The following is an 18,945-nucleotide window of genomic DNA, read 5'->3' as shown; positions in this document are numbered from 1 at the left end:
AGGTCCTTCCTTGTGGTACGTGATTTTCGTGGAGTATGTGACCCGCCGAACCCCCTGACTTCGGGAAGTGGAAACAGGGTATTCGACAGTGGAAGTGGATATTCTATATACTATGGGCCAGGAGTGTCCATGGCGCGATTTATTCAAACCCACACATCCCGGTTCAACACCAGTCCGGGTACAACAGAAATAGAACACTTGGGGGGGAGCAGCCGGCCTTGTCGGGTATGGCTCATAAGCTGGACCGGGGATAGCATCCATGAGCAGGAGGTGGATGACCTTCACGGGCTTTCATCAGGTCTGGACGGGGGAGAGTATCACTGGGTGAATATTACCGGTCTTGAGGATGAAGCTTCCATTGCATTACTGGGAAAAGAGTTCTCTCTTCATTCTCTTACAGTTGAAGATATTACCAACACCAACCATCCGCCCAAATACGAGGCCCACGAAAAGTATGCGTTCACAATTATGCGAATGCTTCGTCAGGCGGGGGGCGAAATGGTTTCTGAACAGGTGAACTTCATCCTCCTGCACAGGGTGCTGCTGAGTTTCCAGGAAATTCCCGGGGACGTATTTGAGGCGGTTCGCAACCGGCTGAGAAGCGGTAGGGGAAGGGTTCGCAGCTCCGGTACGGCATATCTTCAGTTTGCCCTTATGGACAGTCTTGTGGATAATTACATGCTTACCGTGGAAAAACTGGGCGGGGAAATCGATGCCATGGAGGACGATATGTTCTCGGGCACCGATGATGCACCGATTTCGGCAATCAGGGAATATACCCGGCAGATCACCATGGTTCGCCGCTATGTACGTCCGGTGATGGAGATGCTGGAGCAGCTGAAAAAATCGGATCAGCAGCCGTTGGAGGCGGATCTGCTTCCATTTTATTCGGATCTTCAGGACCATATCAGGCTGGTGAACGACGGAGTGGACGGATACCGGGAGCTGTTAAAACATCAGTTGGGAATGTACACCGCCCTCAAGGGATATGAATTGAACGAAATCATCAAGGTTCTGACCATCATCTCCACAATTTTTATTCCCCTGAGCTTCATCGCCGGAGTGTACGGTATGAATTTTCTCCACATGCCCGAGCTATCTGTTCCCTGGGCGTATCCTGCGGTGTTGGGGGGAATGGTCCTGGCAGCCTCAACCATGCTGATCCTGTTCAGGAGAAAGGGCTGGCTGGGGGGGAAGCCGAAACGGAGAGCCCGGAGTAAGCGGCCGGAGTAAGCGGCCGGAGAAAAAACTGCGGAATAGCCAGGGCCGGCGGGCAGAATGATGCCCGGGAAGAGGCGGAGGGAGCGGAATAAACGCCCCCCGGGCGTTAAAAATCTCCGGCGTCCAGCATTACCAGAGTGCAGGCTTCAATCCAGGGAATTTCATGGGCATCCAGAGCTTCCTTCAGTTCACGGGACTCGGTTCCGGGGTTCATGATCACCCGTTGGGGTTTCAGTTTCACAATTCCGTCAATCTCGCCGCCAATGTGCCGGGGGCCGACGTACACGCTTAATGTGTGAATATCCCCGGGGAGCTCTTCCAGACTGTGAACCACCGGAAGGCCCTCAATTTCATGGTGGAGAGGATGTACGGGGATGACCTCATGTCCATGCATTTTCAGTCGTTTCACCGCTTTGTTGGAGAAACGCTCAGGTTTTTGGCTTGCGCCTAATACTGCTGTTTTCATATATCAATAAAATATATAGATTGGTTTCTTCCGGCAAGGGTGCCGGAACGCAATTCTATATTGCTTTTACCGGATTTATCTTGTGGCCCGAACCTCCAGAGATTAGAATTAGTGTGTTGTTCGGGTAAATAGGAAAATTCGAATATTTTAATGGAGGAATGATGAAACCACTTTCACAAATATATGCAGACGCCGATTACGAGATTAAGGTGAAAGCACCGGTCACCGCGGTGCTCCAGATCCTCATGGCGGTGTTATTTCTCGCCATGTCCCTTGTTCAGCTGATTTCCGGGTTTCCCGTACAGAGTCTGATTCTTTTTCTCCTGCTGATATTTGTGATTATCACCTTTATTCTCCTGCTCAGGGGCAGGTACGATCTCTCCACCAGACTGTTTTGTCTTTCCGCCGCTTTAATGGTGATAGCAAATCAGCTGCTTCAGGGGTATACCAATGCTCTGACCCTTGCCCAATACGGCCTGCTGCATCTTGCGGCACTTGTTCTCACCGCATTTATGATCCGGAAGATGAAGATATTCCGTCTGTATCTCATATTCTCTTTTGTTACGTTCTGGGGCTACATCCTGTACATCCTCATTTCCGGCCGTGCGGCGGAGGTGGATTTCCCGTTTATTAATCAAATTGATATTGCCGGCTTTGTGTACCTGATCGGCGTGTTCACGCTGTATCAGCTGAAGCATACCTTTGATCTGGTCACCGCCGAAGCGAAGGAACGGATTGAGGAAAGTGAAAAAAACCGCAAAAATTTGAACTCGATTATGCAGTCTGTGAGCAGTCAGCTGAATGATACCTTGGGGCTGAAAGAAGAGGCGGAAGGCACTGAAGCAGCTTCGGCGAAAATCAACCGGCAGGTCGGGGAGATCAACGGAGGAATCGACGATCTGAATTCAGCCTTTGCAAACATTATTGAAGCGCTGCAGAAGATCGACACCAGCATGAGCGTACTTTCCGAGCGGGCCCAGGAGCAGAGCAGCAATGTCACCGAATCCTCCGCTGCAATCGAACAGATGGTGGCATCTATCTCCAGTGTGACCTCGGTTATTGAACGGAGACGGGAACGGGTGAACGAACTTATTCACACCTCAGAACGGGGGGCGGCGCGAATACAGAAGACCGAGGAAAGTTTTAACAAGGTTGTGGAACATATTGACGGAATCAAGGAGATGACCGGACTGATCAGCGGAATAGCAAGCCAGACCAACCTGCTGGCCATGAATGCCGCAATCGAAGCCGCACATGCAGGAGATGCGGGCAGGGGATTTGCGGTGGTGGCAGATGAAATCCGCAAACTTGCGGAAAACTCCTCGGTAAACACGAAAAATATTTCCGACACCCTCAAGGAGCTGATATCTTCCATCCAGGAAACCAGCACTCAGGTGCAAGAGACCGGTGCAACATTCTCGGATATCCGTGAAGAAGTGGGGCTGGTGAGTACGGCCATGGATGAGATTTACGGCAGTACCCAGGAGCTGAACTCCGGAAGCACCGAGATCTTATCCGCAACCGAAAATCTCAGCGGCCTCACCACTAATGTGCTTGACGGTGTTACCCGGGTAACCCAGGATAATGATATTATTTCAGAGAATATCGATACCGGAAACCGCCTGGCTGAAGATCTGAAAGAAGACGCCCGGATGATCAAAAATCAAACCGGGATTATTGTGGAATCGGCAACCCGGATTCTGGCCATGGCAAACATGCTCAACAGCCAGTCCCGCACCCTGAACGATCAGCTGGAAAAGGAAAGGGAGATTGAAAAATCGGAGTAATGCCCCGGGTATAGAGTGAGAAGTACCCCCGGAGGGGATATCCGTTATACCCTCTTCAGGTTTTATCTGCTGGTCACCGGCGTCTCCGGATTGCTTTTCGGTCTGATCAATCTGATCAACGTCCGGCCTCCGGTGAACGTGTTCACCGGGGCAGCAGTATTTCTCCTTTGTGCGCTCTGGTATCTGCTTTCAGCAAATTCCGGAGGCTATGGTCTCAGCCGGATCAGTTTTCTGGTATTTCTTTCCCTTATCTGGCTGCCCCTAGGCTATCTCACATCCCCCGGTTCGTTCAGCGCCATGCCGTATATCGCCCTGACGGGGATGTTCATTTCCGCAGTGGTTGTGAGAAATCAGTGGGAGTATGCTTTTCCCATTATTATGCTGATCCTCATTCCCGCATTATTCCTCTACGAAATGTATAATCCCATGAAATTTGATATCTACAGCGATCCCGCATACCGGCTGAAAGATCTGAGCATGAATTTCGTGGTGGCCGGATCCATTATACTTATCACCATCATCTACACAATGAACCGCTACCGCAGTTTCAATGAAAAGATGTATGAGGTGAGCGTCCGGGACAGCCTTACGGGGCTTTACAATAAACGCTTTTTCAACGAGTACATCGAGAAGGAACATAACCGGAGTCTCCGGAACAAGACGGTATTCTCCCTGGTATTTATAGATATTAATCATTTCAAACGGGTGAACGACAGTCTGGGGCATCTGGAAGGGGACCGGGTGCTGAAGGATATTGCGGGAATTCTTGTCAGCTCCATTCGGAATTACGATCTGGCTGTCCGCTACGGGGGGGATGAATTTATACTGATATTTCCCTCTACGGAGCTAGAAGATGCCGAACATCAGATGAAGCGGATGCAGAAGGAGCTGGATACGTATTGCGCAGGTTACCGGGAGCAGGGACTCTCGGTGAGCTGGGGGATAGCAGAAAGCAGAAACAGAAGTGTGGAAGAGGTGCTGGCCATTGCCGATGAGATGCTCTATTTCAAAAAACGGAACATCAATGCGCATACCGGGAAAAACGATCCGGACAATTGAGAGAACGATTCTTCGGGCTAATCTCCGTACTCCCTGATGCACTGAATAAAAATTCCGGAGTATAATTCCGCTTTGTGATCTCCAACCCCTTTCACCATCCGGAATGCCAGTTCATTCAGGGGTTTTCGGGCGGCCATATCCTTGAGACTGGCATCGGAAAACACGATGTAGGGCGGAACACCGCTCTCTTCCGCCAGACGGCGTCTCAGCTTTTTCAATGCTTCCAGAAGCGCCGGGTTCACATCCTGTTCCGTATCTGAGTGAAGCCGGAGATTTTCCTGCTGCTCCCGCCGCCTGCTGATGGTATCCATGCTGACAAGTTTTACTTTCTGGTTTTTAAAGAGAATGCGGCTGCCCTGTTCCGGAATTTTCAGGGTGAATCGGTCCCGGTAATCCGGCTCCAGAGCGCCCAGATGGATGAGCTGCTGAATGTACTGCTGCCAGGCAGCAGGGGAAACATCCCGGCCCACCCCGAAGGTGGGTATGCGGTTCAGTCCCCGGTTCTCAACTTCCCGGCTCATATTTCCCCGAAGAATATCCACCAGCGTACCTGCACTGATTGCCTCCCGGCAGCGTTTTACCGCCGAAAGGGCTTTCTGGGCGATAATCGTACCGTCAATATATTCCGGGGGATTGCTGCAGACATCGCAGTTGCCGCAGTCATGTTCTGGGATTTCATTGAAATATGAGAGAAGGACCCGTCTTCGGCATACATGGCTTTCCGCGTATTCCTGCATCCTCTTGAGCTTCGCTTCCTGAATGTTCCGGTAGTCATCATGTTCTATCCGGGCTATGAAGTTCAGCTGCTGCTGTATGTCCCGGTAGCTGTAAAACAGTACGGCTTCCGCATCCTCAGCGTCCCGGCCGGCCCGTCCGATTTCCTGGTAGTAGCTTTCGAGATTTCCCGGCATATTGTAGTGGATGACAAAGCGCACATCCGGCTTATCGATGCCCATGCCGAAGGCAATGGTTGCAGTGATCACCTGGATTTCATCCCGGATAAAATCGCTTTGAATGGTTCTGCGGGTTTCGGCATCCAGCCCCGCATGATATGCCCTGGCGGAAACTCCCTTGGCACGGAGTTTCTTTTCCAGCTGTTCACAGGCTTTCCGGCTGCTGCAGTACACGATTCCGCTTTCATCCCGGTAGCGCAGAACCATATGGAGGATCTGTTCAAAGCGTTCCTTTCCCGGCAGGACGCTCAGGCGGATATTGGGCCGGTCGAAGGAACCCAGGAAAAGCTCGGGATTGTCCAGTCCCAGCAGCGCGGCAATGTCGCTGCGTACGCTGCGGTCTGCGGTTGCGGTGAGGGCAATTACCGGCACTCCCGGGAAGCGCCGTTTCAGTTCGCTCAGGCGGCGGTACACCGGGCGGAAACTATGCCCCAGCTGGAGACGCAGTGGGCTTCATCGATGGCTATGCGGTCCAGGCCGGCGGATGTAAGGGCGGTGAGGAAATCTTCTCTCAGCACCCGCTCGGGAGCGGCGTACAGCAGCCGCAGCTCGCCGCCTTCCATGGAGCGGTATACTTCCTGTTCTTCGGCGCCGGTCATGCTGCTGTTAAGAAATGCTGCGGTAATCCCGTTCTGCCGGAGAGACTGAACCTGATCCTGCATCAGGGAAATGAGGGGTGACACCACCAGCGTGAGCCCTCCAGTGATCACCGCCGGAAGCTGGTAGCACACTGATTTCCCGCCGCCGGTGGGCAGAAGGAGCACCGCATCCTTTCCGGACATGCTGTGCCGGATCACTTCCTCCTGCAGAGGCTTGAACTTCTCGTACCCGAAGTGGTGCTTCAATGCCTCGTGGAGTTCACCTGAGTCGGGAGGGCTGTGTTGACTGCTGAGGGATGTTGCTGTTTCCGGGGTCTCTGATGACATGAACTCCCCCAGTGTAGCGAATATTTCCCCGGGAGGGAAGGGACTCAGGCCGGGAGAGCTTCAGCGGCGGGGCGGCAGTCACCTATCCCGGGAAATTCCCCGCTTGCGGTAGTACCCGTCAATCAGCGTACTGAGAACTGCATAGAGTGCCAGGGGAATGGCGAGAAACATCAGGGTCATCAGCGAACTGATGCTCCACTCCGATGATCTCAGCAGGGGGAGCAGATAGCCCGCAAAGGAGGGCACCCGTCCGCCTCCCACCAGGAACACCACAAAGTATTCGGTGAATGAGGCCAGGAAAACCACCGTCGCTCCGGCGAGAATGGCCGGTAACAGCTGGGGAAGGTGAATATCCCGCAGCCGGCGAAGCATGCCCGCCCCCAGCATCCGTGCAGCGGTATCCAGGCCGGGACCGTAGGATTCGAACCCCGAGGTGAGACTTCGCAGCATGTAGGGATAGTTGATAATTGCCAGGACGCCTGCAACCGCGGCGAAACTGTCCGCCGTACCGCTTCTCAAAAGATAGGGGTATATACCCAGGGTGAATACCAGGGCGGGAATCACCAGGGGCGCCAGCATCAGGGATTCAACAATAATCCGGCCCCTGAATTTTCTTCTCGCAAGGACCCGGGCAGGAAAAAGTGCAATGGCCAGGCTCAGAAGGGCTGCGGTGAAGCTGTAGAGAACCGAAGAACCAAGGGCGGAAAATATTTCCGCAGAGTATTCACCGAAATACCTCCAGGCCCGCACGCTCCAGCTGTCCGGAAGCAGGGAAGGAAAGCTCCATACTCCCGCAAAGCTGCGTACCAGCAGATAAAAAAGGGGAAGGAGAAAAAACAGGACGTAAATGATCCGAAACAGGGCCGGGGCTCTTCCCGGCGAAGATTTTCCCGACCGCTTCATTCCTGCCATGACTGTTCCTCCTGACGGGGACTGAACACCACCCTGCTGACAATAAAGAGTCCGAGAAACACCAGCGATATAAGCCAGGCGAAGCTGAGAAGCAGGATTGCCGCCGGTCGCTGGGAGAGACTTCCGGTGAAAAAGAGGCGGTAGGCTTCAATGGAAAGCATGGGATTGCTGCTTGAGCCCAGCAGGTAGGGAATATCGTATGCGCCGAAGCTGTAGAGGAAGATGATGATCCCCGAATACCAGAGACTCCCGCCGATGTGGGGGAGGATGATGCTTCTGAAACGCTGCAGCGGGGGTGACCGGAACATCCGGGCGTTTTCCATCAGCCCCGGCGGAAGCTTCTTCAGGGAAGCGAGAATCATCAGGGTCACAAATGATGTTTCCTTGTACACATATGCCAGAATTATGCCCCGTCCGGAAGCATCAAATACCAGAACCGGAAAATCCGACGGGCGCTGAATCAGCCCCAGTTTCTGTACAAGGGATGAAATCATACCGCTCTGGGAAAAAAACGCTATTACAAAAAAAGCGGCCACAATATGGGGCAGGATCAGAGGGATGGTATACAAATCCCTGAGAGTAAAGTTGTTCTGCCTCCAGATCCAGACCGCCAGGGGGACTGCAAGAAACAGGCTGATTCCTGTGGAGATGCCGGCGATACCCAGACTGAACGCCAGACTGTGCAGATATTCCCGGGAATCGGGCAGGAGAGTACTCAGCTCTCCGGAATCCAGGCTCAGTAAGCCAGATGTGCTGTAGATCCCCCCTGCGGCCACCACCAGAAAAGCCGCCGCCAGGCCCGGCAACAGACCCCACAGGCCGGGGCGCCGGGAACGGTTTGTCCGGGAGCCCTTATTCGTTAAGAACATGTTCCTTCCAACCCTGTTCAAGGGCCTCAATATAATCTGAGGCAATTTCCGGCACTGCATTGCTGCTCAGCACATCCAGATCCAGGGTAGCTTCACCCAGATCAAGGGCTGCGAACCTGCGTCGCATCTCTTCGCTCAGCCGGGAGGTATCAAGAACCGTAAAATCTCCCCAGTTCTCCGGGTCGTTTTTGGACAGCTGCATTTCCGGAGAGAGGATCCCGTTGATTGCCGCCATGGCTCCCGCCTTGTTGGGGGCATTAAAGGGGATGGCGATGTAATGGGTGTTGGCAAGGCTTGCATTTTCAAACACAAATGTGCGCACCGTTTCCGGATACCGGCCCTGGGCAATTTTTCCCGCCGCTCCGGTCTGGGTGAAGGTCATGTTGAACGCAACTTCCCCCCGTTCAAAGAGCCCGTCCAGACTGGCCAGGTCAGCAGGATAGGTTTCTCCCTCCCGCCAGAGATAGGGCTCCAGAGCATTCAGGTAATCCCATAGCGCAGGAACCTTTTCCTGGAAAAGATCGGCATCAAAGCCCTCCTGATACTGTTCATATCCTCCGGTAAGTTCATAGAACGCCTGGCGGATGAAGGCAGACCCGGTAAAGTCCGGCGGCTGGGGGTATGTGAGCAGGCCGGGGTTTTCCCGTGCCCATTCCAGAAGTTCGGCGTAGCTGTCCGGCGGATCGGATATCTGCGCAGAGTCGTACTCCATCACAAACTGAGCCTTCCCGTAGGGCGCTTCGTAGCCGTCCACCGGGAACCCCGCATCGGAAACGGTTGTGGACGGGTCCACCAGATCCCGGTGATTGGGAATTGAATGGGTGAAGGGCCCGAACAGAATATCTCCCTCACGGGCATTGCGGAAGTTCTCTCCGTTTATCCAGAGCAAATCCATAATGCCCTCTTCCCGGCCTGCCTCCTTTTCACTTAAAAGACGGTTTACAAAGACACCCGCATCCATGGGAACCCGTTCAAGGGTAATGCCGTAGGTATCCATGAGATATTCGGACAGCTCACCGTCAACCCATGCGTTCACCTGGGGAGAGCCGCCCCACATATAGAAACGCACCGTGCTGTCCCGGGCTTCCTGCAGCAGATCCTCAAACTCGTTTTCAAGCAGTGCCGATCCGGGGGCGTCGGACGGTTCTCTGCCTTCCGGTTCCGTTGAATCTGCACAGCCGCCGGCTATCAGTATTATCAGGCTCACCAGAATAATTAACACTGCAGCGGGCAGTCCGGCGGCGGACCGGCGGGTTGAGGATTGATGTGAACGAAAACGTTTCATGATTTCTCCTTGTGGATCACATAGTCATGTATGGTTAATGATACTCTGTCACCGGGTTTCAGACGGGATTGAAGACTGTAAATTTGCAGCTTAGTGCCAAGAATTTCTGCCTCCAGATGAATAAGGGTGCCCTGGAATCTTCTGGATGTAATAACCGCTTTGCCCGAAGCATCAGACCCCGCGCTGATGGATTCCGAGCGGATGAGCAGCCGGGCGTTTTGTTCCCCGGGGGTCGGCAGATCTTCAGTGAACCTGCACTCATTCCAGATGCGGGGCGGCAGGATATTCAGGGGGCCGAGAAATTCCCCGACTTCCCGGGAGGCGGGGCGGGAGTAGAGGGTTTCCACGTCGCTGACCTGGGCAAGATCGCCGTCCAGCATTACCCCGATGCGATCGCTCATGGCAAACGCTTCCTGCAGGTCATGGGTTACCGCCAGAGTGGTTACCTGATGTTTTTTCTGCATGTTTCTGATAAAGAGGGCGGTGTTCATTTTCCGGTTCTGATCAAGGTTTGCAAAAGGCTCATCCAGAAGCAGCAGTTTCGGCTGGAGGATCATGGTTCGCGCCAGGGCTGTCCGTTGCTTTTCCCCTGCGGAGATTCGGGAGGGATAGGAGTTTTCCAGGCCCTGCAGACCGAATTCCTGAATATACCCGGTAACCATTTCCTGTATTCTGGCGGATTTCTCCTTCCTGGAGAGGGGGCGGCGTGTTCCGTACTTCCGAGAAGCACCGTTCTGAGAGCTGTTTTCCCGGGATGAGACGGGAGCGGATAGCAGCCGGCGGGCGAACTCCGGGGATCGAAGACCGTAGGCAATATTTTCCGCAACTGTGAGATGGGGGAATAACATGAAATCCTGGAACACCATGAGGATAGGGTCCCAATAACCGGAATCGGGCATGAGGCTGATCTCTCCCGAATCGGAGGTTTCCAGGCCTGCCAGAATACGCAGGAGGGTGGTTTTGCCCACACCGGAAGGCCCAACCACCGAAATGAACTCCCCCTGAAAAATACCCAGGTTCAATCCCCTGATCACGTCCGCAGAAGCGTATGACTTTCTCAGGTTATTCAGTTGTATATACACGTTTTTTTCTGTATTCATATACCTTCTGCTTGGTGCGGCCGCTGCTTAATATTATATTGCACAGATGGATGGTCAAGTATTACTGAGATTTGTTGTATTTACAAGTATGTTTGCAGCCCTGGCTCTTCTGGAGCTGGCCCTCCCGGACCGGGAAGCTGTTGACGGCAGAAAGCAGCGCTGGCCGGGGAATTTGCTGATTATTCTTATGGGCAATCTGCTGCTCAGACTCATTGGACCTCTGCTTCCATACAGTGCGGCACTTTTCATTGAAGGCCGGTCATGGGGGTTTGTGTCTCTTGGTTTCATGCCGTTCTGGGTGAAGGTGGTTATCTCGGTTCTGATTCTGGACGCCTGGATCTATCTTCAGCATGTCCTGTTTCATCGGGTCAAATTTCTCAGACCGTTTCATAGAATGCATCACAGCGATACCCATATTGACTTCACCACAGGTTTTCGCATGCATCCGGTGGAGATTCTGCTCAGCGCTCTGTATAAATCGTTTCTGGTAATTGCCCTGGGAATCCCGGCGTTTGGAGTGTTTCTCTTTGAGGTGATACTCAACGCAGCCTCCATGTTCAGCCACGGGAATTTCCGAATATCGCCGGGGTTTGAAAAGCAGTTGAGAAAAGTGATTATTACTCCCCAGATGCACCGCACCCATCATTCCCTTCATGCCGATGAACGGAACAGTAATTACGGATTTTTTCTATCGGTATGGGACCGGATATTTTCCACCTACACCCACAGGCCCCGGGACGGCCAGCGGTGGATGAAAGTCGGGATGCCCGGGCTTCTGACATCCCGGGTCAACCGCATCGACCGGATGGTCATTGAGCCTTTTCTCAAATATCCCCGAACCGAGGAAGGGGATGGCAATTTTACCCGGCCGGATCATGTTTCCCGGGAGGACGGCAGCAATGTTTGACAGGGAACTTCGGGAAGTGAAAGACCGCATACTGTCCCTGGGAACAGCTCCGTTCCGACACGTTCATCCCATCAGCATCACCATATTTTCCCTGGCCGCCGGACTGGCCGCGTTGTACTTCCTTGTCGCGGGACACCCCGTCAGCGCACTGGCATTCTGGGCAGCAAACCGAATTCTGGACGGGCTGGACGGACTGGTTGCAAGAAGGTATGGCAAGCAGAGCGATGCCGGCGGATTCATTGATATTATTGCGGATTTTCTCATATACAGCGGAATTCCCATCGCACTGGCTCTGCAGCTGGATACTCCCGAAGGATTTCTGGCAGCCGCGGTTCTCCTGGGAAGTTTTTATCTGAATGCGGCAGTGTGGATGTCCGGTTCCGCACTCCTTGAAAAACTGCGTAACAGAGATCAAAACCGGGGCAGCACATCCATGATTATGCCCCGGGGATTGATCGAAGGGTTTGAAACCATTGTGTTTTTCACGTTGATGATGCTGTTTCCCGGAAGCTTTCAGCTTCTTGCGTATCTTATGGCCGCTCTCACCATCATTGGAGCGTTTATCAGTTTTGTGCGAACCCTGAATATGCTTCAGAAATAGCCGGGAAACCGAATTACCTGTCCGGTCAGCTCTCCCGGTGATATGGTATTTCATAACAGAAATATCTCACATAGAATACACACACGGAAACGACAGCGAATAACGTGGAACACAGGAATATACAGCTTTCGAAGGAATTATACGTGAAGAGTCAGAATGTGAAGAAATTGAGTGTGAAAAAAATCGTAATGACAGCGGTCATCGCCGCCGCTTCCCTGATAGCCGTGGGCGTCCTGTTTCTCTGGGGCGTTGCAATGCCTGTGCGAAATCTGCCTGAACCCTCGGGAGCGTATCCGGTGGGAACGATTGCCTATGATCTGGTGGATGAAAGCAGAATGGAAGCCTATTCAGCAGATCGGCAGCATCGGAAAATCCGCGTCCAGCTCTGGTATCCCGCCGAACAGCCCGACGGGCGTCCCAAACCCGAAGACTGGATGATCGACGGCCCCCGGCACACCCGGGCCATTGTGAACACCCACGGCTTCCCGCCCTTCATCTGGGACCATACCCGATTCATGAAATCCAACAGCTTTTCCGGGCTCACCCCCGCAGAGGATGCGGGGCCAATGCCGGTGATCCTTATTTCCCACGGCTGGGAGGGATACCGGGGGCTCCATGCAGACATTGCAGAAGAGCTTGCCAGCCGGGGGTTCCTGGTGGCCGCAACCGAGCACAGCTACGGCAGTGCAGGGGTTCTCTTTGAAGACGGCCGCATAGTGCGCTCTTCGGATGATGTACTGCCGGACCGGAATCAGCGGGACAGCTTTATTCTTGAGGCCAACCGCCTGGTGAAAACATTCAGCCGGGACAATGCCTTTCTTCTGGATCAGCTTACTCTGGTAAACAGCGGCATGCCCCATGCAGGGCCCCAACGGCTTTCCATGTTCCGCAACCGCATGGATATCGAACGTACGGGGCTTATCGGTCATTCCACCGGCGGAGGAGCCATGGTGCATTTTGCCTTGAGCGACCCCCGGCCGGACGCCCTGATGGCCTACGATGCATGGGTTGAACCCGTTGCATCCGGCGCTCTGGAGCGGGACGGCTACAGCGCCGATGAAGGATTTGCTCTGACCCGGACGAAATTGGATATACCGGCACTGTTTTACCGCAGCGAGGACTGGAACGGAGGTATAAACGACGGCTATCTGGTTCCCTTTGTCCAGGCCCAGGATGGCACAGAGGTGGGGCTGCAGGAGATTGCCGGAACAACACATCAGCAGTTCACCGCACTGTATATGTATGCTCCGGTTGTCCGCTGGCTGGGGATGCTTGGAGAAGTGGACCCTTTTGATTTTGCCCGGAGACTGCGCATGGAGACCGGAGCGTTCTTCAGCGATCAGCTTTTGTCCGCCGCTGAAGAGCAGGGGGAGTAAGCCGGCCTGGAAGCAGAGGTATTTGGTTGTATGGAGCTGCTAACGGACCCGGGGTTCGCCCCATGCGGTGGCAATGATTTTCCGTCTGCCGCCCCGGTTGCGGTGTTCGCAGAGGTAAATGCCCTGCCAGGTTCCCAGCAGGGGGCGGCCTCCGTTCAGGGGGATCTCCACCGAGGAACCCAGAAGGGCGGCCTTGGCATGGGCGGGCATATCGTCCGCACCCTCATAGGTGTGGGTGAGAAATGGAAGGTCTCCGGGAACCAGATGGTTCAGGATGGATTCCAGATCCACCCGAACCTCCGGATCTGCGTTTTCGTTGATCACCAGAGATGCGGATGTGTGTGCGATATGCAGATGCAGCAGTCCTTGTGAGAATTCGCTCATCCATTCAAGTCTCTGGAGGATATCCCGGGTAACCAGATGGCATCCTCTTGGGTGGGGTGCCAGCTGAATTTCTTCCTGTCTGAGAATCATAGGTAATACACTCCCGAATCCTGCCGGGGCCGGGATCCTTCAACAATGTCGCAGATGAACTGACCCAGCTCTTCTGCGCTGAACCAGCTCTCCATATTATCCACCATTCTCTCCCGGGTTTTCACCGGCTGGGTGGGTATGAGGGTGGAAACCTGGATGCCCGTCCCGTGGGCTTCCTCCCTGAGAACCTGGCCCATCATCTTCTGAGCCCCTGCCAGCACAGAAATAACGCCCGATTCGGGTACCGGTTTTTCGCTGGCCGAGCCGTTGATCATGACGTATTCGCCGCCGTTCACCTTGTAGAAATATTCCATTACCGGTTTCATGAACATGAAATGGGAGTTGAGGTTATTGGTGAGCAGGGCCTGCCAGTCTTCCATGGGCATGCGGTGGAGGCTGTAGCCGTAATACCATCCGCCCAGTGAAGCCACGGCAATATCGAGGCGGCCATAGGTCTCGATAATATAGCTCATGAGATGTTCCATGGAGTCCTGGTCGGTGATTACCGTGTGCTGCAAATCCAGGCCGTCCAGAAGGGGCGGTGAAACCGCCGCTCGGAGCCTGTCCGCCTTTTCGGCGTTCCGGAACGGAACTACAACCCGCGCACCTCTATCAAGAAGGCTTTTTACAATGCCCTCTCCCACATATCCGGTACCACCCGCCACCAGGGCCAGGGAATTTCTGACAGTTTCCATCATTAACTCCTCACATTAACTATAACGAATGACGGGGAGAATATGCAAAAATGCTGAATAATGCCTTCCGTTCCGCCGGCTGTTCACGGAGATATTACTTCGCTCAAGCTGTCGAACATAAACGGGATCAGTTCCGCCACCGTGGGGTGGGGAAATACCGTATTTTGAAGGACCGAGTAGGGGAGCTTTGCCTGAACTGCCAGGGCCAGCATGGAAATGATTTCATCCCCTCCCACGCCGAACACCGTCGCTCCGAGAATACTGTTGTCGCCCGGATCCACCAGAATGGTGATTTTGCCCGACGTTTCATCCCGTTCCTTTGCCCGGGCGATATTCTTCATGGGCATGCCGGCAACCCGGTAGGAAATTCCCCGGGCCCGGGCCATGGATTCGTTCAGGCCGACCCTGGCCACGGGAGGATCGCTGTATAAAGCGTAAATCAGCGTACGGTCCCCAATGCGTTTATCGCCCCCTGCCCGGCGGGACAGATACACCTGTCCGTCATGAACCGAAGTATGGGTGAACGCGCCTCTGCCGTTTACATCTCCCAGAGCAAAAATATGGGGCACGGAGGTACGGCAGGAATCATCGACGCTGATATACCCCCGGTCATCGCTGCTGACACCCGCAGCCTTCAGGTTCAACGAGTCGCTGTTGGGCAGTCTGCCCACGGCGATGAGAAGGGTATCTGCGCTGAGAACTTCAGTCTGACCGGATGGGCTGCGCACCTTCAGCTCCAGGCCATGATCCTGTGCCGGGGCGGCGGAGAGGGCCTCGGTGCCGGTGAGTATGCGTATGCCTTCAGATTCAAGTACGCTCTGCAATTCCCCGCTGATATCCGGATCTTCTTTGGGAACCAGCCGTTCTCCGTGCTGCACAATGGTCACCCTGCTCCCCAGACGGCGGAAAGCCTGGGCAAACTCAACGCCGATGTACGACCCTCCCAGAACAAGGAGGTGCCGGGGAAGGGTCTTCAGGTCAAGAATCCCTTTGTTGTCCACCCAGTGTACATCCTTCAGTCCGGGGATGTCCGGAATCCGGGCGCGGGTGCCGGTGTGAATGAGAATCTCGCTGCCGGAAATCTGTTCACCGTTCACTCCAACAGTGTGGGGGTCAATGAACCGGGCCTCCCCGGGATAAAAATCCGTGCTCTCTTCCAGCCATTCCTGAAAACCGCTGGTTGCGGGCATTCGGATACCGTTCACCCGTTCCATCACACGGGAAAAATTTGTGGTCCTTTCTCCGGGGGATATGCCGAACTCTTCGCCTCTGCTGATCATATGAGCGGCACGGGAACTGGCGATCAGGGTTTTGGTCGGGGTGCAGCCCCAGTTCACGCAGCTTCCGCCCACCCGATCCGATTCAATGGTGGCGATGGACAGTCCTTCTTCAAGAAGCCCGGGAAGAATGGTGCCCGTGGCCTGGCCGGTTCCGATAATGATTACATCGTAATTTTTCATGGTCAGCTCCTCTGTTCCGGGGGGTAGTCTCCGGTTACCTGTTCCGGGTATTGGCGTCCGGACAAATAATCCCGGTACCGGCGAACAGTATGTAAAATGTACAAACACTTAGTTGTATATACAAGTAAAAATTTGGTAAATTCCGGGCAGGATTACTACAGATATATTAGAATATAGACACATTATTTCCATAGAGGAGGTTTTATGGATCCCTATTCTTCAGAATTGGGTGCTCAATTCGGCATTGCAGGATTTATTCTGATGCTTGCGGTTGCCGTGTTCTATATAGTCGCAGGGTGGAAAATCTTCACCAAGGCTGGCAAACCGGGATGGGCGGTGATTATTCCCATTTACAACATCGTGGTAATGCTTGAAATTGTTCAGCGTCCCATCTGGTGGATTATTCTGTTCTTTATACCGGTGGTGAATATTGTAATTTCCATTATGCTGATGGTGGATCTCGCCAAGGTATTCGGGAAAGGCACAGGCTTTGCTCTGGGACTGATATTCCTGGGGTTTATTTTTTATCCCGTTCTGGCCTTCGGTTCCGCCACGTACGAAGGGCGCTGACCCAGGGCTTTTTCACACAAGTTCACCGCCGGAGTTTGCGCTTCGGCGGTGAAGGTCCTATAGTTTGATATATGGAAAACCGGAGAAAGCATACCAGGAGCAATATCTCCTGGCCCATATTCCAGCGTGAAGGTGAAAACCGGGAGCAGATCGGCGAACTGCTGAATATCTCGCTGAACGGCTTGATGATGAATATCAACCGGGAGGCGGATCCCCGGCTTAACGGCCACTTCGATCTGTTCGTGTGCAAGCCCCATTTATCCGAAAGCCTTCTGGAAATCCGGGGCGAAACAGTCTGGAGCGAAACGTCCAAAGACGGCCGTGTATGGGGCTTGAGTCTGGCGGAAGTTGACGAAGCCAGCAGAAAGGTCCTGGGAAAATTTATCAGGGATGATGAAGATCTGGTGGTGGAGCTTGAACTGAAACGCTGAGCGCCGCCGAAGCTTCTGCTGCGCCGGCAGACACAATACCCTGCCGGGTATTTCCGGATCCTTTCCCGCCGCTTTAAGGCTGATCACGGTTCAGCACCCTGTCCAGGATGGGCTGGAGCTCAATATGCCCAGGCAGGGTTCCGTATTGCTGCATGGGCGTCCGGTGAATCCGGGACTCAACAAAGGCTTCGGCCACATGTGGATCTCCGTACTGGATCAGGGTGGAAGCCTGCCAGGCCAGAACCAGTTTCTCCGTCAAATACCGGGCTTTCAGTTCCAGCGTCTCCCTCTTTGTATTTGCCGCAGTTGAAAACTCCTCTTCAAGTTCTCTGAGAAAGCTGTCAAAACCTGCCGAATACCCTATCGGATGTTTCAGTTCTCCGAGAAATACGGCAAGTACTTCAGGATCACGGTCGATCGCCCTGAGTACATCCAGACACTGTATGTTGCCGCTGCCCTCCCATATGGCATTGACCGGACTTTCCCGGTAGAGACGGGGAAGCATGTTATCTTCAACCACGCCGACGCCGCCGATGCTCTCCATGCATTCCGCCGTGAAGCCGGCGCTGCGTTTACAGATCCAGTACTTGCCCAGGGCTGTGGCCAGCCGGGCGTACTTTTTCTCCCGGGGGGACATCTCTCCCGACTGCTGCAGGTCCAGGCTGTGGGCGCAGCGCATGGTGACGGCCAGCGCCGCTTCGCTTTCAACTGCAAGATCCGCCAGTACGTTCCGCATGAGAGGCTGTTGGTGGAGATTTCTGCCGAAGGCGTTCCGACCTGCGGTATGATGAAACGCCTGGGAGAGGGCCTGCCGCATAATGGCCGCAGAACCGATCATGCAGTCGAAGCGGGTCATGGATACCATCTGGATGATGGTGGGCACCCCCCGTCCCGGTTCGCCGATCATCCAGGCAAAGGCGTCCCGGAATTCCACTTCGCCGGAAGCATTGGAGACATTCCCCATCTTGTTCTTGATTCGCTGGAAAAACATTGAGTTTTTGCTTCCGTCTGGCTTCCAGCGGGGCATGAGAAAACAGGAGAGAGTGCCCCGACCTGAACCGGCGCTCCCGGATTCCCGGGATGCCGGGGTGTGAGCCAGCACCATGAAGGCATCGCACATGGGAGCGCTGCAGAACCACTTATGACCGGTAACGGCGTACTCCTTTCCGCCTCCTTCACCCCCCAGGGGACGGGCGGTGGTGGTGTTGGCCTGAACGTCGCTTCCCCCCTGTTTTTCCGTCATGGCCATACCGATGGTTACCCCGCTCTTTTCGAAATAGGGGATGTTATCCGGGTTGTAATGAGGGGCAGTGATTTTCGGGAGCCAGAGGGACGCGATATCCGGCTGATGTTTTAATGCGGGCACCGAGGCGAAGGTCATGGTCAAGGGGCAGCCGGAACCTGGATCGGCCTGGGTGTGAAGGTAGGCCAGAGCGGCCCGGGCCACATGGGACCCCGGTTGGGGCTTTGCCCAGGGCAGAGCGGGATGCATGGCTTCGATCGCCGTCTTCATCAGCTCATGGTATGAATCATGATACCTTACCTCATCGATTCTGTGCCCGAACCTGTCATGGGAGTGAAACACCGGCGGATTGCTGTTTGCATGAAAACCGGCCTGCACCAGATCGCCGCCGACTCTGGCCCCGTAGTCATGAAGTTCTCCCTCAAACCACCGGGCTGAGAAGCGCTGCACCCACTCCTGAAGTGGAGTGTCCGCACGGTATGCATTGTAGGGATCCAGGGGACCGGGTTGATTAAATACCCTGTGAGTCTCGCCGGCGGGGGCTGAGGTGGTATCCGTTTTTTCAGATTTTGATGACGTGGAGGAAGCTTTACTCATATGTATCAGCATA

19 protein-coding genes are annotated in these 18,945 nt (G+C 54.2%); 8 read left to right on the top strand and 11 right to left on the bottom strand.

Going from position 1 to position 18,945, the window contains the following annotated elements:
* Positions 1-129 precede the first annotated feature (129 nt).
* Complete coding sequence (gene corA, locus L21SP2_RS11030; protein WP_024268590.1) at positions 130-1,233, top strand: magnesium/cobalt transporter CorA; 1,104 nt, start codon at positions 130-132, stop codon at positions 1,231-1,233.
* A 94-nt stretch (positions 1,234-1,327) separates the two neighbouring features.
* Here the strand turns inward: corA and L21SP2_RS11025 are convergent, their stop codons facing one another.
* Positions 1,328-1,687, bottom strand: a complete 360-nt coding sequence (locus L21SP2_RS11025; protein ID WP_024268589.1) for a CoA-binding protein — start codon at positions 1,685-1,687, stop codon at positions 1,328-1,330.
* A 158-nt stretch (positions 1,688-1,845) separates the two neighbouring features.
* On the opposite strand from L21SP2_RS11025, the gene L21SP2_RS17365 reads away from it, so the two are divergent.
* Together L21SP2_RS17365 and L21SP2_RS17360 are read left to right on the top strand one after the other, a co-directional pair.
* Positions 1,846-3,474: a methyl-accepting chemotaxis protein gene (locus tag L21SP2_RS17365; protein ID WP_081719596.1), complete on the top strand. Its 1,629-nt coding sequence runs from the start codon at positions 1,846-1,848 to the stop codon at positions 3,472-3,474.
* Between the two features lie 15 nt (positions 3,475-3,489).
* Positions 3,490-4,533, top strand: a complete 1,044-nt coding sequence (locus tag L21SP2_RS17360) for a GGDEF domain-containing protein (RefSeq protein WP_024268587.1) — start codon at positions 3,490-3,492, stop codon at positions 4,531-4,533.
* Between the two features lie 17 nt (positions 4,534-4,550).
* On the opposite strand, the gene L21SP2_RS11010 is transcribed toward L21SP2_RS17360, so the two are convergent.
* The 6 genes from L21SP2_RS11010 to L21SP2_RS10990 form a co-directional block, all read right to left on the bottom strand.
* The gene (locus L21SP2_RS11010) at positions 4,551-5,900 is read right to left on the bottom strand and encodes a RecQ family ATP-dependent DNA helicase (protein ID WP_053335685.1); all 1,350 of its coding nucleotides are present in this window, start codon (positions 5,898-5,900) and stop codon (positions 4,551-4,553) included.
* Entirely contained in the window at positions 5,885-6,412 is a 528-nt protein-coding gene (locus L21SP2_RS17355; RefSeq protein WP_053335684.1) for a DEAD/DEAH box helicase, read from the bottom strand. The genes L21SP2_RS11010 and L21SP2_RS17355 overlap by 16 nt, the downstream gene beginning before the upstream one ends.
* 78 nt (positions 6,413-6,490) lie before the next feature.
* Entirely contained in the window at positions 6,491-7,324 is an 834-nt protein-coding gene (locus tag L21SP2_RS11005) for an ABC transporter permease (protein WP_024268585.1), read from the bottom strand.
* Positions 7,312-8,193 carry an ABC transporter permease gene (locus L21SP2_RS11000; protein ID WP_053335683.1) on the bottom strand — a complete coding sequence of 294 codons (882 nt, stop codon included), beginning with the start codon at positions 8,191-8,193 and terminating at the stop codon, positions 7,312-7,314. Before L21SP2_RS11000 ends, L21SP2_RS11005 begins: the two co-directional genes overlap by 13 nt.
* Positions 8,177-9,478, bottom strand: a complete 1,302-nt coding sequence (locus L21SP2_RS10995) for an ABC transporter substrate-binding protein (RefSeq protein ID WP_024268583.1) — start codon at positions 9,476-9,478, stop codon at positions 8,177-8,179. Before L21SP2_RS10995 ends, L21SP2_RS11000 begins: the two co-directional genes overlap by 17 nt.
* Complete coding sequence (locus L21SP2_RS10990; RefSeq protein WP_024268582.1) at positions 9,475-10,578, bottom strand: ABC transporter ATP-binding protein; 1,104 nt, start codon at positions 10,576-10,578, stop codon at positions 9,475-9,477. Before L21SP2_RS10990 ends, L21SP2_RS10995 begins: the two co-directional genes overlap by 4 nt.
* Before the next feature lie 88 nt (positions 10,579-10,666).
* On the opposite strand from L21SP2_RS10990, the gene L21SP2_RS10985 reads away from it, so the two are divergent.
* From L21SP2_RS10985 to L21SP2_RS10975, 3 genes are all read left to right on the top strand, one after another.
* Positions 10,667-11,485, top strand: a complete 819-nt coding sequence (locus L21SP2_RS10985; RefSeq protein WP_024268581.1) for a sterol desaturase family protein — start codon at positions 10,667-10,669, stop codon at positions 11,483-11,485.
* Positions 11,478-12,086 carry a CDP-alcohol phosphatidyltransferase family protein gene (locus L21SP2_RS10980; protein ID WP_024268580.1) on the top strand — a complete coding sequence of 203 codons (609 nt, stop codon included), beginning with the start codon at positions 11,478-11,480 and terminating at the stop codon, positions 12,084-12,086. The genes L21SP2_RS10985 and L21SP2_RS10980 overlap by 8 nt, the downstream gene beginning before the upstream one ends.
* 143 nt (positions 12,087-12,229) lie before the next feature.
* Positions 12,230-13,462, top strand: coding sequence for an alpha/beta hydrolase family protein (locus L21SP2_RS10975; RefSeq protein ID WP_024268579.1), 1,233 nt, complete (start codon positions 12,230-12,232; stop codon positions 13,460-13,462).
* 39 nt (positions 13,463-13,501) lie between these two features.
* On the opposite strand, the gene L21SP2_RS10970 is transcribed toward L21SP2_RS10975, so the two are convergent.
* The 3 genes from L21SP2_RS10970 to L21SP2_RS10960 form a co-directional block, all read right to left on the bottom strand.
* Positions 13,502-13,936 carry a secondary thiamine-phosphate synthase enzyme YjbQ gene (locus L21SP2_RS10970; RefSeq protein ID WP_024268578.1) on the bottom strand — a complete coding sequence of 145 codons (435 nt, stop codon included), beginning with the start codon at positions 13,934-13,936 and terminating at the stop codon, positions 13,502-13,504.
* Positions 13,933-14,634, bottom strand: a complete 702-nt coding sequence (locus tag L21SP2_RS10965; protein WP_081719592.1) for an SDR family NAD(P)-dependent oxidoreductase — start codon at positions 14,632-14,634, stop codon at positions 13,933-13,935. The genes L21SP2_RS10970 and L21SP2_RS10965 overlap by 4 nt, the downstream gene beginning before the upstream one ends.
* Positions 14,635-14,714: 80 nt before the next feature.
* On the bottom strand, positions 14,715-16,091 hold the full coding sequence (locus L21SP2_RS10960; protein WP_024268576.1) for a mercuric reductase: 1,377 nt from the start codon (positions 16,089-16,091) through the stop codon (positions 14,715-14,717).
* Between the two features lie 204 nt (positions 16,092-16,295).
* Here L21SP2_RS10960 and L21SP2_RS10955 point away from each other — a divergent pair, with 204 nt between their 5' ends.
* Together L21SP2_RS10955 and L21SP2_RS10950 are read left to right on the top strand one after the other, a co-directional pair.
* Complete coding sequence (locus tag L21SP2_RS10955) at positions 16,296-16,661, top strand: DUF5684 domain-containing protein (RefSeq protein ID WP_024268575.1); 366 nt, start codon at positions 16,296-16,298, stop codon at positions 16,659-16,661.
* Between the two features lie 71 nt (positions 16,662-16,732).
* Positions 16,733-17,092: a PilZ domain-containing protein gene (locus L21SP2_RS10950; RefSeq protein WP_024268574.1), complete on the top strand. Its 360-nt coding sequence runs from the start codon at positions 16,733-16,735 to the stop codon at positions 17,090-17,092.
* A 73-nt stretch (positions 17,093-17,165) separates the two neighbouring features.
* Here L21SP2_RS10950 and L21SP2_RS10945 read toward each other — a convergent pair whose 3' ends face one another.
* Positions 17,166-18,932: an acyl-CoA dehydrogenase family protein gene (locus L21SP2_RS10945; RefSeq protein ID WP_041402848.1), complete on the bottom strand. Its 1,767-nt coding sequence runs from the start codon at positions 18,930-18,932 to the stop codon at positions 17,166-17,168.
* Positions 18,933-18,945: the final 13 nt, after the last annotated feature.

Origin of the sequence: Salinispira pacifica, from assembly GCF_000507245.1 — a bacterium.
Classification (GTDB): domain Bacteria; phylum Spirochaetota; class Spirochaetia; order DSM-27196; family Salinispiraceae; genus Salinispira; species Salinispira pacifica.
The sequence above is the reverse complement of the archived record's forward strand: the minus strand, read 5'-3'. Positions and strand labels throughout refer to the sequence as shown.

Excerpts from the sequence above, each read along its gene's own strand:
- L21SP2_RS11025 (WP_024268589.1), bottom strand. The coding sequence starts at position 1,687 with ATGAAAACAGCAGTATTAGGCGCAAGCCAAAAACCTGAGCGTTTCTCC.
- corA (WP_024268590.1), top strand. The coding sequence starts at position 130 with ATGGCGCGATTTATTCAAACCCACACATCCCGGTTCAACACCAGTCCG.
- L21SP2_RS10980 (WP_024268580.1), top strand. The coding sequence starts at position 11,478 with ATGTTTGACAGGGAACTTCGGGAAGTGAAAGACCGCATACTGTCCCTG.
- L21SP2_RS10950 (WP_024268574.1), top strand. The coding sequence starts at position 16,733 with ATGGAAAACCGGAGAAAGCATACCAGGAGCAATATCTCCTGGCCCATA.
- L21SP2_RS10970 (WP_024268578.1), bottom strand. The coding sequence starts at position 13,936 with ATGATTCTCAGACAGGAAGAAATTCAGCTGGCACCCCACCCAAGAGGA.
- L21SP2_RS10990 (WP_024268582.1), bottom strand. The coding sequence starts at position 10,578 with ATGAATACAGAAAAAAACGTGTATATACAACTGAATAACCTGAGAAAG.
- L21SP2_RS11005 (WP_024268585.1), bottom strand. The coding sequence starts at position 7,324 with ATGGCAGGAATGAAGCGGTCGGGAAAATCTTCGCCGGGAAGAGCCCCG.
- L21SP2_RS11000 (WP_053335683.1), bottom strand. The coding sequence starts at position 8,193 with ATGTTCTTAACGAATAAGGGCTCCCGGACAAACCGTTCCCGGCGCCCC.
- L21SP2_RS17365 (WP_081719596.1), top strand. The coding sequence starts at position 1,846 with ATGATGAAACCACTTTCACAAATATATGCAGACGCCGATTACGAGATT.
- L21SP2_RS10955 (WP_024268575.1), top strand. The coding sequence starts at position 16,296 with ATGGATCCCTATTCTTCAGAATTGGGTGCTCAATTCGGCATTGCAGGA.
- L21SP2_RS17355 (WP_053335684.1), bottom strand. The coding sequence starts at position 6,412 with ATGTCATCAGAGACCCCGGAAACAGCAACATCCCTCAGCAGTCAACAC.
- L21SP2_RS10985 (WP_024268581.1), top strand. The coding sequence starts at position 10,667 with ATGTTTGCAGCCCTGGCTCTTCTGGAGCTGGCCCTCCCGGACCGGGAA.
- L21SP2_RS10945 (WP_041402848.1), bottom strand. The coding sequence starts at position 18,932 with ATGAGTAAAGCTTCCTCCACGTCATCAAAATCTGAAAAAACGGATACC.
- L21SP2_RS10960 (WP_024268576.1), bottom strand. The coding sequence starts at position 16,091 with ATGAAAAATTACGATGTAATCATTATCGGAACCGGCCAGGCCACGGGC.
- L21SP2_RS10995 (WP_024268583.1), bottom strand. The coding sequence starts at position 9,478 with ATGAAACGTTTTCGTTCACATCAATCCTCAACCCGCCGGTCCGCCGCC.
- L21SP2_RS10965 (WP_081719592.1), bottom strand. The coding sequence starts at position 14,634 with ATGATGGAAACTGTCAGAAATTCCCTGGCCCTGGTGGCGGGTGGTACC.